This window comes from Paenibacillus lautus NBRC 15380 (assembly GCF_004000945.1).
In the GTDB taxonomy this organism is placed as follows: Bacteria; Bacillota; Bacilli; order Paenibacillales; family Paenibacillaceae; genus Paenibacillus_AQ; species Paenibacillus_AQ lautus.
On the sequence record NZ_BIMF01000005.1, the window covers coordinates 287,300 to 301,361 of the forward strand.

The 14,062-nt window shown below is 49.6% G+C and carries 11 protein-coding genes; all 11 read right to left on the reverse strand.

Going from position 1 to position 14,062, the window contains the following annotated elements; genetic code table 11:
- Window positions 1–128: 128 nt before the first annotated feature.
- The 11 genes from PLA01S_RS12490 to rpsB all read right to left on the reverse strand — a co-directional run bounded on the left by PLA01S_RS12490 (window position 129) and on the right by rpsB (window position 13,852).
- Window positions 129–4,445, reverse strand: a complete 4,317-nt coding sequence (locus PLA01S_RS12490; protein WP_127592496.1) for a PolC-type DNA polymerase III — start codon at window positions 4,443–4,445, stop codon at window positions 129–131.
- A gap of 56 nt (window positions 4,446–4,501) precedes the next feature.
- Entirely contained in the window at window positions 4,502–4,684 is a 183-nt protein-coding gene (locus tag PLA01S_RS12495) for a hypothetical protein (RefSeq protein WP_127592497.1), read from the reverse strand.
- A gap of 91 nt (window positions 4,685–4,775) precedes the next feature.
- The gene (gene proS / locus PLA01S_RS12500; RefSeq protein ID WP_127592498.1) at window positions 4,776–6,233 is read right to left on the reverse strand and encodes a proline--tRNA ligase; all 1,458 of its coding nucleotides are present in this window, start codon (window positions 6,231–6,233) and stop codon (window positions 4,776–4,778) included.
- Window positions 6,234–6,454: 221 nt separating this feature from the next.
- Complete coding sequence (gene rseP, locus PLA01S_RS12505) at window positions 6,455–7,723, reverse strand: RIP metalloprotease RseP (protein ID WP_371860414.1); 1,269 nt, start codon at window positions 7,721–7,723, stop codon at window positions 6,455–6,457.
- A 137-nt stretch (window positions 7,724–7,860) separates the two neighbouring features.
- Window positions 7,861–9,000, reverse strand: a complete 1,140-nt coding sequence (locus tag PLA01S_RS12510) for a 1-deoxy-D-xylulose-5-phosphate reductoisomerase (protein ID WP_127592499.1) — start codon at window positions 8,998–9,000, stop codon at window positions 7,861–7,863.
- Between the two features lie 17 nt (window positions 9,001–9,017).
- Window positions 9,018–9,818, reverse strand: a complete 801-nt coding sequence (locus PLA01S_RS12515; RefSeq protein WP_127592500.1) for a phosphatidate cytidylyltransferase — start codon at window positions 9,816–9,818, stop codon at window positions 9,018–9,020.
- Between the two features lie 20 nt (window positions 9,819–9,838).
- Complete coding sequence (gene uppS / locus PLA01S_RS12520; protein ID WP_100538049.1) at window positions 9,839–10,606, reverse strand: undecaprenyl pyrophosphate synthase; 768 nt, start codon at window positions 10,604–10,606, stop codon at window positions 9,839–9,841.
- 73 nt (window positions 10,607–10,679) lie between these two features.
- On the reverse strand, window positions 10,680–11,234 hold the full coding sequence (gene frr, locus PLA01S_RS12525; RefSeq protein ID WP_071220110.1) for a ribosome recycling factor: 555 nt from the start codon (window positions 11,232–11,234) through the stop codon (window positions 10,680–10,682).
- Window positions 11,234–11,962 (reverse strand): UMP kinase, encoded by a 729-nt coding sequence (gene pyrH / locus PLA01S_RS12530; protein ID WP_006211297.1) that lies wholly within the window; start codon window positions 11,960–11,962, stop codon window positions 11,234–11,236. The genes frr and pyrH overlap by 1 nt, the downstream gene beginning before the upstream one ends.
- A gap of 295 nt (window positions 11,963–12,257) precedes the next feature.
- Entirely contained in the window at window positions 12,258–12,908 is a 651-nt protein-coding gene (gene tsf / locus PLA01S_RS12535; RefSeq protein WP_127592501.1) for a translation elongation factor Ts, read from the reverse strand.
- 245 nt (window positions 12,909–13,153) lie between these two features.
- The gene (rpsB, locus tag PLA01S_RS12540) at window positions 13,154–13,852 is read right to left on the reverse strand and encodes a 30S ribosomal protein S2 (RefSeq protein WP_071220108.1); all 699 of its coding nucleotides are present in this window, start codon (window positions 13,850–13,852) and stop codon (window positions 13,154–13,156) included.
- Between the last annotated feature and the right edge of the window lie 210 nt (window positions 13,853–14,062).

The following is a 14,062-nucleotide window of genomic DNA, read 5'->3' on the forward strand; positions in this document are numbered from 1 at the left end:
TTGCCCCACTCTTTACACAACGGTTTTATCTCCATGATTACCAAAAAAATTATAACATAGTCTGGTAATAGTGACAAGTATGACTCCTTGACTGTCAAGGCGTCACGGCAATGACGGGATGACAAGAATCAGAACAATGATAACTGATTGCTCTCCGGCAGACCGCGGAAGCATCCCATTTGGGTCAACAGCTCCACGGCGGTTTTGCTTGCCTTCGATTTTTGCTGGAAATCCTCTATGGAGAGGAATTCACCGAATTCACGTGCGGCAGCAATATTGCGGGCGGCATTATCACCAATCCCCTGCAGTGCGGAGAACGGCGGAATGAGCGAATCTCCATCCACCTTAAATCGGAGCGCATCCGATTCATACAGATCGATGTTCTTGAACGTGAAGCCCCTTGCCGTCATCTCCAGCGCCATCTCCAGAATCGGCAGCATTCCTTTTTCCTTCGGGCTTGCTCCGAAGCCCAGTTGCTCGATCTCTTCAATTCGGCGATAAATCGCCTCATAGCCCTGACAGCATAATTCGATATCGAAATCCTCGGCTCGCACCGAGAAGTACGTTGCATAATATTCGATCGGATAATAAAGCTTGAAATAAGCCGTCCGCACCGCTGAGATTACATACGCGGCGGCGTGGGCTTTCGGGAACATGTACTGGATTTTGAGACAGGAATCAATGTACCACTGCGGCACTTTGCATTTCTTCATCTCGTCAATCCATTCCTGTGACAGCCCCCGGCCTTTACGCACGCTTTCCGTAATCTTAAATGCGAGGCTCGCGTCCATGCCCGCCTTATAAATCAGGAACAACATGATATCGTCGCGGCAACCAATAACGGTTTTGATGTTGCATGTGCCATTCTTGATGAGCTCTTGAGCGTTGCCGAGCCAAACGCCGGTTCCGTGTGACAGACCCGAGATTTGCAACAAGTCGGCAAAACTCGACGGCTGCGATTCCACCAGCATCTGGCGGACGAATTTGGTGCCCATCTCCGGCACGCCGAAGGTGGCCACCGGCGAGCGTATTTGCTCCGGCCTCACGCCCAGCGCTTCCGTTGAGTTGAACATGCTCATCACTTTCGGATCGTTCATCGGAATGGTCGTTGGATCCACCCCTGTCAAATCCTGGAGCATTCTCATCATCGTCGGATCATCATGCCCGAGAATATCCAGCTTGAGCAGATTCGCTTCAAAGGCGTGATAATCAAAATGCGTCGTTTTCCACTCTGCGTTGACATCGTCCGCGGGAAATTGCACCGGCGTGATCTCTTCCACTTCGATGTAATCCGGCACAACGACAATACCGCCGGGATGCTGCCCTGTGCTCCGCTTGACACCGGTACAGCCTGATGCCAGCCGGTTCAATTCCGCGCCCCGCCAGCGCTTGTTGTTGTGTTCCTCATATTTTTTGGCAAAGCCAAACGCCGTCTTCTCTGCCACGGTGCCGATGGTACCGGCACGGAATACGTTCTCCTCGCCAAACATCTCTTTGGTGAAATTATGGGCATGCGGCTGATATTCACCGGAGAAGTTCAAGTCAATATCGGGAACCTTATCCCCTTTGAAACCCAGGAAGGTTTCGAATGGTATATCCTGTCCCTCGCCTTTCATCATGTTTCCGCATTCCGGACAAGCCTTGTCCGGCAAGTCAAATCCACTTGGCACGCTGCCGTCCAGGAACCATTCGCTGTGCTTGCAGTCGCTGTTCAAGCAAATGTAATGGGCCGGAAGCGGGTTAACCTCGGATATGCCGAGGAACGTAGCAACGACGGATGAGCCTACGGAACCCCGTGAACCAACCAAATAGCCATCCCGGTTCGATTTCTTCACCAGTTTCTCGGAAATCAGATAGTTCGCTGAGAAACCGTATTTAATGATCGGTTCAAGTTCCTTCTCCAGCCGCGCTACGACAACTTCAGGCAGATCCTCACCATAGATGGATTTTGCCGTCTCATAACAGGTGTTGCGTATTTCTTCATCCGCGCCCTCCAGAATCGGCGTAAACAGCTTATCCGGGAACAATTCCAACTCTTCAAAGCGGTCGGCCAGCTCGCTAGTGTTCGTCACAACGACTTCATAACATTTGTTCTGTCCCAAAAACTCGAACTCTTCGAGCATCTCTTCCGTAGTCCGAAAATGCGCGTCAGGCTTGCGCATATCCTTGAGCGGGCTGAAACCGGTAATCCCATGGATGGTAATGTCCCGGAACAGCTTATCCCGTGGTTCAAGATAGTGCACGTTTCCTGTGGCGATGACCGGCTTGTTCAGCTTTTCGCCGATGCGCACGACTTTGGAAATTGCGGTTTTGATCTCTTCGGGACTGCCTACCAAGCCTTTGTCCACCAAATGCATATACATCGTCAACGGCTGAATCTCCAAAACATCGTAGAAGTCCGCAATCTCTTCGGCTTCCTCCTCCGTTTTGTTCAGCACCGTTTCGAAGAACTCCCCTTTTTCGCAGCCGGAAAGCACCAGTAACCCATCTCGCATCTCTTGAAGCTTGGATTTAGGAATACACGGCACTCGCTTGAAATATTCGGTATGCGACATGGAGATCAGCTTGTACAGGTTTTTCTTGCCCGTCATATTCAAAGCATAAATACCGCAGTGGAAAGGACGGGTATTGGACAAATCCGTACCGACGTAATCATTGAGGCGGTCCAGCATTTTGACGCCTTTGGTTTTGTCCACATCGCTAAGGAGCCCGTTCAGGATTCCAGCCAGCGCTATCGTATCGTCAATCGCGCGGTGATGACTTTCGAGCAGTACCTTATACTTATCTGCCAATGTGTTAAGACGATGATTCTTAAGGCCCGGATGCACCAGACGTGCCAGCTCCAGCGTATCCAGATAGGGATTGTCAAGCGTGTCCATGCCGGCATTCTTGAGTGCTGCCTGAATGAACCCCATGTCAAATCGAGCGTTGTGAGCCACAAGCACGGCATCCCCGACGAATTCAACAAACTCTTTCAATACCGGCTCCAGTTCAGGAGCATCCTTTACCATATCGTCATTGATGTTCGTCAATTGCTGAATATGGTACGGGATTCTCTCGTGTGGATTAACGAAGGTAGCGTATCGATCAATCTCTTTGCCATCGTTCATCTTCACGGCAGCAAGCTCGATGATTTTGTTCGCGGTGATGGACAAACCTGTTGTCTCAATATCAAATACAACATAAGTCGCACTGCTGAGCTCGATCGGCTGCGCTTGCTCCACAATGTTGACGGCATCATTCACGACGTTGGCCTCAACACCGTACATCATTTTAATGCCATGCTTCTTGGCGTTCTTTGCTGCATCAGGATAACACTGTACGCCACCATGATCACTTACGGCGATCGCTTTATGTCCCCAGCTCGCTGCTGTTTTGATATAACGGTCAATCGGTGTGACCGCGTCCATCGTGCTCATCGTTGTGTGCAGGTGGAATTCAACCCGCTTCTCGGCGGCATTATCCTTGCGCGAAGGCGGCGACGGTACCTCATTGAGGTCGGACGGGATCATCACCAGCTCCGGCACCTGCATAAACCGGTCATATTCTACGCGTCCGCGCGCCTTCACCCATTTGCCGTTCTCAAGAAGGCTCAGGACCTTCAAGTCGTCCTTCGTCTTGCCAAACATTTTCATTTGCAAGGAATCGCTGAAATCCGTCAAATAGAATGTGAATAACGTACTTCCGTTACGAAGCTCCTTACGATCCAATCCGAAGATGGTCCCCTGAATCGTAATTTTCTTCTCTTCGTCTTGGATCTCCTGGAGCGGAACCGGCTGATCCTTGATATCATACCCAACCTGCAGCCGAACAGCGCCCTCTTCCTCATCCTCGGCATCCAGCTCAGCTTCCATGCTGCTCATGATCTGCTCGATGACCTCTCGCTCTTCTTCTCGCTTCCTCTGCTCGAACTCCTCATAAGCCGCCTGGCCATTATCGCCGACCTGCATTTTCACGCGCAGCGTCAGATCAAAATACTGCCCGAAAAAGCGGGTAATGGCGGAATCGATCTGTTTCTTACGGGCAAGCTCCAGCGACATGCCATCCGACATGGAGAGAAGGACTTGCCCATCTTCCACCTCGTATTTAGCCCTTGTCATCCATCCATTAACCGAAGGGATCTCCCGATGTGCCCACTCTAGAAACAAGCCCCAGTATTCTTGCACGATATCTGCTTCGGGAACGCCGCTTCCATATCGGAACACAAATTTAATCTTCGCAATATGCCCCATCTTCTCCTGAATTCTCAGACAAAATGTGCGATAGACCTCAGCTGGAACCAAGGTCTCCTTCAGGACGGTTATTCTCCAGTCCTTACTGGCCTTGCTAGTCTCTACCTGCTCAATCACGCCGTCCAAAAAATAGGGTTCCACCAGATTGGCCGGAACTTCTCCCTGCTTGATCAGCAGTTCAAATCGCTTCCTTTTATCTTCTGTTGTGCCCATGGTTCCCTCCCCCTGCAATGCATAAAGCTATAAGAAAAACTTCTAACTTCTAACTTCTATCGACGTACTTCCAAAAAAGACAAACCGCGTTTAGTGGAAGTTTTTCTTGCGAGAATCGAAATCGTTCCGCTTCGCTGAAAACTTATAAATTCTATACTCTTAAATAAATAGAATAAAGCCTCCGCCGGCAGCACCCATTCGTCCTGCCCCAAAAAGAAGAGCGTCCGCCATACTGCCATCCGGAAGCTTCCTCCAGATGATGAATTCCGGTTCTGGACGAAGGACTCCTCCCCTCGCCCAAACTTGCCGGAAATTCATAATATCGATTTACTAGTACGCTCTCGCGAACAGCACCGTATGTTTTGCATCTTCACCGCATACGAGGCACTTGGTTTTCTTCTCGGCCGGTTCAAACGGAATGTTTCTGCTCGTAGCGCCGGTTTCTTGCTTGACGGTATCTTCGCAAGCTTCCGAACCGCACCATCCTGCCAAAGTAAACCCGCGTTTTTCCTCCATGCTTTCCTTCATTTCATCCAGCGTTTCCACCGAATAGAAATGATCCTCACGGAACTGCTTCGCGCGCTCGAACATTTCCTGGTGCACCTGCTCCAGCATATTCTGTACTTCCTGGGTCAGATTGGCTTGCTCTACGATTTTCTTCTCGCCTGTAATGCGGGAGACAAGCACGCACACGCCATTCTCCATGTCGCGCGGACCAATCTCCAGACGCACCGGAACTCCGCGCATTTCATACTCATTGAATTTCCAGCCTGGACGCACATCCGGATTGTCGTCAACGCGTACGCGGATGCCTGCGGATTTCAGTTCACGGAACAGCTCATCCGTACGACCCACAACCGCGTCTCTCGTCTTCGGTGGACCGATTGGAATCATAATCACTTGCGTCGGTGCGACTTTAGGAGGCAGCACCAATCCGCGGTCATCCCCGTGGACCATAATCAAGGAACCAATGAGGCGCGTGCTGACGCCCCAGGATGTCGTATGAGCGTATTCCAGCGTATTTTCACGGTTCAAATATTGAATATCGAAAGCTTGCGAGAAGTTGGTCCCCATATAATGCGAAGTACCTGCCTGTACAGCTCGTCCGTCTTTCATCATCGCTTCGATCGAGAACGTATCCACGGCGCCCGCGAATTTCTCCGAAGGTGTCTTCTGCCCTTTGATTACCGGAATCGCGAGATAGTCCTCCACGAACTGCTGATAGATATCCAGCATTTGCATGGTTTCCCCTCTAGCCTCAACTTCCGTTTCATGAGCGGTGTGGCCTTCTTGCCATAAAAACTCGCTCGTGCGAAGGAACGGCAGCGTGCGTTTCTCCCAGCGGACCACGTTGGCCCACTGGTTGATCAGCACAGGGAGATCACGATAGGATTGGATCCATTTGGAATACATGTGCCCGAACATCGTTTCAGAAGTCGGTCGGATCGCCAGACGTTCTTCCAGCTTCTCTCCAGCCGCTTCCGTTACCCATGGCAGCTCGGGATTAAATCCTTCGACATGCTCCTTCTCCTTCTGGAAAAAGCTCTCGGGAATGAAGAGCGGGAAATACGCATTCCGATGGCCCGTCGCCTTAAAGCGCCGATCCAACTCTTCCTGGATATGCTCCCAAATTTCATAACCGTCCGGTTTGAAGACGATGCAGCCTCTGACTGGAGAATAATCCATCAGGTCCGCTTTTTTGATGACATCGATATACCAGCGCGAGAAATCTTCCGCTTGCGGCGTAATCTCCGTCACGAATTGTTTATCCTTCGATTCCTTAGACATATAAATCGTGTGCCTCCCATTAATAAAACGCATGGTCAAAGCCCCTGATTCAAGCGGCTTGACTGGCGTTATTGGCGATATGTGTGAACGAGCTGCGACTATGAAGCCCGCCCTTATTATAGCAACTCCATTTGCTAGATATCGTTATGCGTGAAACTCTGCTAACCATAGAAAAGGTACGGCTTTCGTTGCGGCTGGCGCACCGAGCCGTACCTTAGGGTTTATCCGTTGATCAAACGCAAAATATCGTTATAGGTGACGGCAATCATTAACAGGAACAGCATCGCAAACCCGATAAAATGAACCATGCCTTCTCTGTTCGGGTCAACTGGCTTGCCCCTTAAGGCTTCGATCCCTAAGAATACGAGCCGGCTTCCATCCAGTGCCGGTATCGGCAGCAGATTGAATATGCCCAGATATAAGCTTAGAATGGCTGCCCAATAGGTCAGCTGTTCGATACCCTGTTTGGCGATTTGTCCCGTTACTTCGAACGTCCGCACAGGACCGCCAAGATCATCCATGGAGAACTTCTGAATCAACTGTCTGAAGCCCTGGAAGATAATATTCGTTGTATCTACCATCGCGGTCCCGGATCCGGCAATCGTCTCCCCAATCCCTGCGGATCGGGTCGGAAGCTCAGGAACAATCCCAACCTTGCCGCCTTCCTGGCCCTCCATCGTCCGCGGAGTTAAGGTCAGATCAAATGATTCCTCACCCCGGCGTACGGTCCATTCCATCGGCTTGTCCTTGGAAGCTGCAATCAATTCGATCATCTTCTGATAATCGGCACCAATGGCGGTTCCGTTAATGCTCTCGATGATGTCTCCCTCTTTCAGATCGGCTTCATCGGCAGGCATGCCTTTTGTAATCTCGCCAATCTGCACATAGGTTGGATTCTCAACCGGTATGCCGGCCATTTGAATGTGAAGGGCAAACAGCACGAAGGCCAGAATGAAGTTCATGACAGGACCGGCAAAAATCGCAAGCGCTCTTTGACCAACAGTTTTGCTGCCGAATTGGCGGTCTCTCGGTGCGATCTGCGTCTCGACACCTTTGGCTACCGTTAAGGCTTGCGGATGGATTTCAAATTGTTGGAATTCACCATCCACATCAAGTCTAACCGACAAACGATCCACCATATCCATAAACTGGACTTCGCCGCGAATGACATTTTTACGGTTGTCGAGTTGATCCAGATAAATCTTTTTTACTTGATTCTCTGCATTCAATCGAACCGCAATCGTCTGACCGGGCTGAATCTCGACAAGTTCAGGATCTTCCCCGGCCATACGGGCATAACCGCCGAATGGAAGAAGACGAAGCGTAAACTGCGTTTCATTGCGTTTATATGAGAACAGCTTTGGACCAAATCCAATCGCGAACTCGCGTACCAATATTCCGGCACGCCGGGCAAAATAATAGTGACCCCATTCGTGCACGGTAACGATCACAAAAAACATGAGCACCGTTAAAAAAACGACCCGAACCATTTCCAATTATTTACATCCCCCTTTTCCTCTGAGAACGCAGTATGTCCCTATAGATTATCATTATTCTCCTGTCGTCCACAAGAGAATCACAAGCTGTCCGCTTTTTTTCAAGGGAGATTTCAAAAACACTTCAAATCCTATAGTCGGGAAGCTAATTCACGTGCGATTCGATCATTCTCTTCAATCGTCTCCAGTGCCGGTTCCGGCGCAACACGATGGCTTTGCAGCACTTCCTCAATGATCTCTTCGATTCGCAGAAAAGAGATTTCGCCGCGGAGAAACCGGGCGACCGCAATTTCATTGGCAGCGTTGAATACCGTTGGCGCTGTCCCACCCATTTTACCACATTCATAAGCAAGCCTTAAACAAGGAAAACGTTCAAGATCCATCTCCCGGAAATGCAGCTTGCCCGCTTCTGCCAAAGATAGCCTTGGCGCAGGCGAAGACCACCGCTCCGGATAAGTCAGCGCATATTGAATCGGAACCCGCATATCCGGGTTGCCGAGCTGGGCAATGATACTCGAATCACGGAATTCCACAAAAGAGTGAATGATGCTTTCCGGGTGCAGAAGCACAGAAATGTTGTCATAAGGAATTCCATACAGCCAATGGGCCTCGATCACCTCAAGCCCTTTATTGACCATGGTGGCCGAATCAATCGTGATTTTGGCACCCATGGACCAGTTTGGATGTTTAAGCGCATCCTCCACCGTAACGTTGACCAGCTGCTCCCGGGTGTAATCCCGGAATGAGCCTCCGGAAGCCGTCAACGTGATCCGTTCAATATCTTCATGCCGCTCTCCGTTCAGGCATTGGAATATGGCGGAATGCTCGCTATCGATCGGCAAGAGTTTTACCCCTTTTGCAGCCGCTCGAGCCGTAACCAGGTGACCTGCGGTTACCAACGTTTCCTTATTGGCAAGCCCGATTGTCTTCCCCTCATCGATCGCTGCAAGCGTAGAGGACAGGCCCAAACTTCCAACGACCGCTGTAACCACCATTTCCGCATCTGTCGCTGCCGCAATCTCGATCAAGCCTTCATGACCATGGAACACTTCGGTTCCGGCAGGAAGATCATGCCTTATGCTGTCAGCAAGCTCTTTTGTGGCAACGGACACTTTACGCGGAGAAAACTCCTTGACCTGCTGAAGCAGCACTTCCTTATTACTCCCTGCAGCAAGGCCCTCAATCTGAAAATGTTCCCGGTGTTTCCTCACGACATCCAAGGTCTGGGTACCTATGGAGCCAGTGGAGCCGAGTACGCTGATCTTCTTCATGCACATCTTTCCTTTCATCAGTAAGGCAGGAGACTCAATATATGTACAAACGGAAATACGACGATCCAACTGTCACATCGATCCAGTATCCCTCCATGGCCCGGCAGCAGTTTGCCCGAATCCTTGATGTCATACACCCGTTTATAAGCGGATTGCACCAAATCGCCGAGTTGACCGATAACAGCGCAGGAAAGTCCGATCAGAATCGCTTGTCCAGCCGTCAGGAATCCATCTGAGAAGAATGAAAAGAGCAGTGATGTGAACACGGCAATGACCACACCGCCGAGCGCCCCCTCAACCGTTTTGTTCGGGCTTATGGAAGGCCATAATTTATGGCGCCCCATGGCGCGTCCGACAAAATACGCTCCCGCATCACTTGCCCAGATCGAGGCCAGAAGCAGAAAAGTCCAGAATACGCCATGGCCGTCAGGAGCATGTCGTGATTCGGCGATAAAGGAAAATCCGATTCCGATATACACCGATGCCAAAAACAATAAAGAAACCCGTTTGATATCAATTACATTCTTCGTCGTCACGGTCGCCAGCAAAAATAAAAGCAGCAGGAGCCAAAGCACATGTTCCCACGGGATCTGAATATTCAAATGAAGCGGACCCCATGGAAATACAAGCAACAGCACCCCCGCATACCCAATCCAAGCCGTTCCCCCGAATGGTGCCGTATTGGTCATGCGCACAAACTCATAATAACCGATTAGCGCCATCGCCAGAATAAGAAGATGGTACCACAGACCGCCTATGAAACATAATCCTAAAAAGACCGCTCCCGCTATAATTCCGGTAATCAATCGCTGTTTCAAAACGTTCCATCCTCCATCGGCTACGAAAGTCCACCGTAGCGCCTTGTTCTTTGTTGATAATCGGCTACGGCCTCCACCAAATGCTCTTTGGTAAATTCCGGCCAATAGGCATCCGTAAACCATAGCTCACTATACGCGAGCTGCCACAGCATAAAATTACTCAGCCGCAGCTCGCCGCTTGTGCGGATCAGTAAATCCGGATCCGGCAATTCGCCTGTGAGGAGCCGCTGGCCAATCAGTTCCTCTGTAATATCCTCAGGACGAAGAATCCCGTCGCGCACTTCTCGTCCGAGCGCCTTGACACTTTCGGTGATCTCTTTCCGGCTGCCGTAATTGAGCGCAAAGTTAAGCACAAGCCCGTCATTGCCGGCTGTCTTCGCAACTGCTTCTTCCATCGCAGACACGGTATGGGACGGAAGGTCTTCCGGATGCCCCATCATGCGGACCTGGACATTTTTCTCGATCAGCTCCTCCAGCTCAATGGCCAGGAACTCTTGCGGAAGCTTCATCAGAAAATCGACCTCATCCTTCGGACGCGTCCAATTTTCTGTCGAAAAAGCATACATCGTCAATATTTTGATTCCCAAATCATCGGCGGCAATGGCCGCTCTTTTGACAGCCTTCATGCCATTCTGATGGCCAACGATTCGCGGCATACCGCGCCGTTTCGCCCAGCGTCCATTACCATCCATGATGATGGCGACATGATGTGGGATGTTGTCCGGAGAGAGCTGATGCGTCTGCTGACTGTCCTCCTGATTCAACCACGATCGAACCCGTTTGATCATTCCATTTCCTCCAGGCATCTTTCTGCAAAAAAAGAGACAAACCCCACCATTGACAGGAGGGGCCACAAGTCTCTTATACTTCCATAATCTCTTTTTCTTTAGCAACGAGGACTTTGTCGACTTCTGCGATAAATTTATCCGTCGCTTTTTGGATATCTTCCTGATGTCTCCGGGACTCGTCCTCGGAAATATCTGTTTTCTCCAATTTTTTGATGTCGTCGTTGGCATCACGGCGAATGTTGCGGATGGCCACTTTCGCTTCCTCGCCGAATTTCTTCGTCATTTTCACCAGTTCGGTTCTGCGTTCTTCCGTCAGTGCAGGTACGACGAGACGAATTTGATTACCATCATTCGCCGGCGTCAAACCGACATCCGATTTCATGATCGCTTTCTCGATATCGGCCAAGGACGACTTGTCCCAAGGCTGGATCATGAGCGTTCTGGAATCCGGCGTGCTGATGTTAGCCAGCTGATTCAGCGGGGTTGGCGCCCCGTAGTATTCAACCGTGATCCGGTCGAGTAGCGCTGGCGCTGCCCGTCCTGCGCGCAGCGTTGCCAGGTCACGTTTCAAAGACAGGATCGCTTTTTCCATGCGTTCTTCTGCATTCTTTTTCACCGATTGCGGCATTAGTCTACACTCCCTTTGACGATCGTTCCGATTTTCTCGCCCAGAACGACGCGCTTGATATTACCTTGCTCCGTAATAGCGAAGACGATGAGCGGGATGTTGTTGTCCATACATAACGATGAAGCTGTAGAGTCCATTACCCCAAGGTTTTTGTTCAATACGTCTAGATACGTCAGCTGCTCGTACTTCTCGGCAGTTTCATCCTTAAATGGATCAGCGGAGTACACTCCGTCCACCTTGTTCTTCGCCATGAGAATCACTTCTGCTTCGATTTCCGCTGCGCGAAGCGCTGCAGTCGTATCGGTGGAGAAGTATGGGTTACCCGTTCCTGCCGCAAAAATAACGACACGACCTTTTTCCAAATGCCGAATGGCTCTGCGGCGAATATACGGCTCCGCAATTTGCTGCATTGAGATAGAGGTTTGCACCCGAGTCGGCACATCGATCTGCTCCAAAGCATCCTGAAGAGCCAAAGAGTTCATCACCGTTGCGAGCATTCCCATATAATCTGCTGTCGCACGGTCTATTCCGTTCGCGCTGCCAGCGATACCGCGCCAGATGTTTCCGCCGCCGCACACGATCGCGACCTCCACACCAAGCTCGACAACCTCGCGAACCTGCTCAGCGATCGATGAGATCGTCTCAGCATCAATACCATATCCATTCTGCCCTGAAAGGGATTCCCCACTGACTTTCAATATCACTCGTTTATATACAGGCTGTTCCAAATGATAACCCTCCACTTTAAGACGGCGCCTAAGTATACGACGCCCGTTTGAAAAACGACAGACAGACACACCGGCACTGCTTGACGGTTTATAAAAATCGGGTAAAAACATCCGTCTCAAGTAGAAACTTCTGGTCGTCTCATCAAGACTTGAGTCCATTCTTTCTTGTGAGATAAGGGGTGCCTTTACTCCGAATTTATAACAATCTTATCTCTCTTATGCCTTATATCTCTTAAAAAAGAAGGAACACAGGTGTGTTCCACTCTTTTCTATAACTTATATTAGCCCATTCGGCTTATTTATTCACCTGGGACATAACTTCTTCAACGAAGTTGTCTTGTTTTTTCTCCAAGCCTTCGCCGAGTTCAAAACGAGCAAAACGACGGATGGAAATGTTCTCACCGATCGTGCTGATTTTTTCATTAAGCAGCGTGTTGATTGTTTTGTCAGGATCTTTGATGAAGGATTGCTCAAGCAAGCAATATTCTTCATAGTATTTGTTGATGCGGCCTTCAACCATTTTCTCAACGATTTTTTCAGGCTTGCCTTCGTTCAGAGCTTGGTTTTTCAAAATTTCTTTTTCTTTCTCAAGGTCTTCCGTTGGCACTTCTTCACGACGAACATATTTAGGATTTGCAGCGGCAATATGCATTGCGATATCGCGAGCAAACTCTTTGAATTGATCTGTTTTACCTACGAAGTCGGTTTCACAGTTGATTTCAACGAGAACGCCGATGCGTCCGCCGCCGTGAATATATGACTCTACAACGCCTTCAGTTGCAATACGACCCGCTTTGTTTGCTGCTGCAGACAAGCCTTTTTCGCGAAGTACTGCGATCGCTTTGTCGATATCACCATTTGTTTCATCCAGCGCTTTTTTGCAATCCAGCATGCCCGCGCCTGTTCTTTCGCGAAGTTCTTTTACCGCACTAGCTGTTACTGCCATTAGAATTCCCTCCAAATTGGTATGATGAAGTTTTGCGTTTGGACCTCAAGAAAATCGTCTCTCTTTTCTCTACAAGATTCCAGACAGCATTAAGTAGTTGTTTTTCCCCTGCGATGCCAGGCTCCGAATTCCACACGTTATACGCACGTTATCCGTTCTAACATCTTAAAAAAAGGGCAGTGAGAGGTTATACACCTACCAACCACCCTTTTCATTTAATTCATGGTTTATACGTTTAATCCCGATTAAGCAGTTGTTTCTTCGCCTTGGTGAGCTTCAACAACGGCATCGGCCATTTTACCAGTCAACAATTTAACAGCGCGGATCGCGTCATCGTTACCTGGGATTACATAGTCGATTTCATCCGGATCACAGTTCGTATCAACGATACCAACGATTGGGATACCCAATTTGCGAGCTTCCGCTACTGCGATACGCTCTTTGCGAGGATCGATAACGAACAATGCGCTTGGAAGACCCTTCATGTTCTTGATACCGCCCAAGAATTTCTCAAGACGATCTTTCTCTTTGCGGAGAAGGATTACCTCTTTCTTAGGCAATACTTGGAACGTGCCGTCCTCTTCCCAAGTTTCGAGCTGCTTCAAGCGGTTGATACGCTTTTGGATCGTTTCGAAGTTAGTCAAAGTTCCGCCGAGCCAACGTTGGTTGATGTAGTACATGCCGCAACGCTCTGCTTCTTCCTTCACGGAATCTTGAGCTTGTTTTTTCGTGCCGACGAACAGGATTGTACCGTTCTCTCCAGCTACGCTTTTTACGAAGTTGAATGCTTCTTCAACTTTCTTGACCGTTTTTTGCAGGTCGATAATGTAGATACCGTTTCTTTCAGTGAAGATAAATTTATCCATTTTCGGGTTCCAGCGACGAGTCTGGTGACCGAAGTGAACGCCAGCTTCCAAAAGCTGTTTCATGGAAATTACTGCCATCTTCACGCACCTCCTAAGTTTGGTTTTTGTGTGTCCCTCCGCCAAGATCATTTTTCATTAAGACTCCCAGTCCTGGAAGCACCCTTAACGAAATCACTCTAGCGTGTGTTTTAACACCGTCAATTACTATAACATAACCATGGGCAGGTTGCAATGTCTTTTGTGTGCTTGATCAGGTCCATTCTATCAACGGCTGCAAGCAGATCCCGC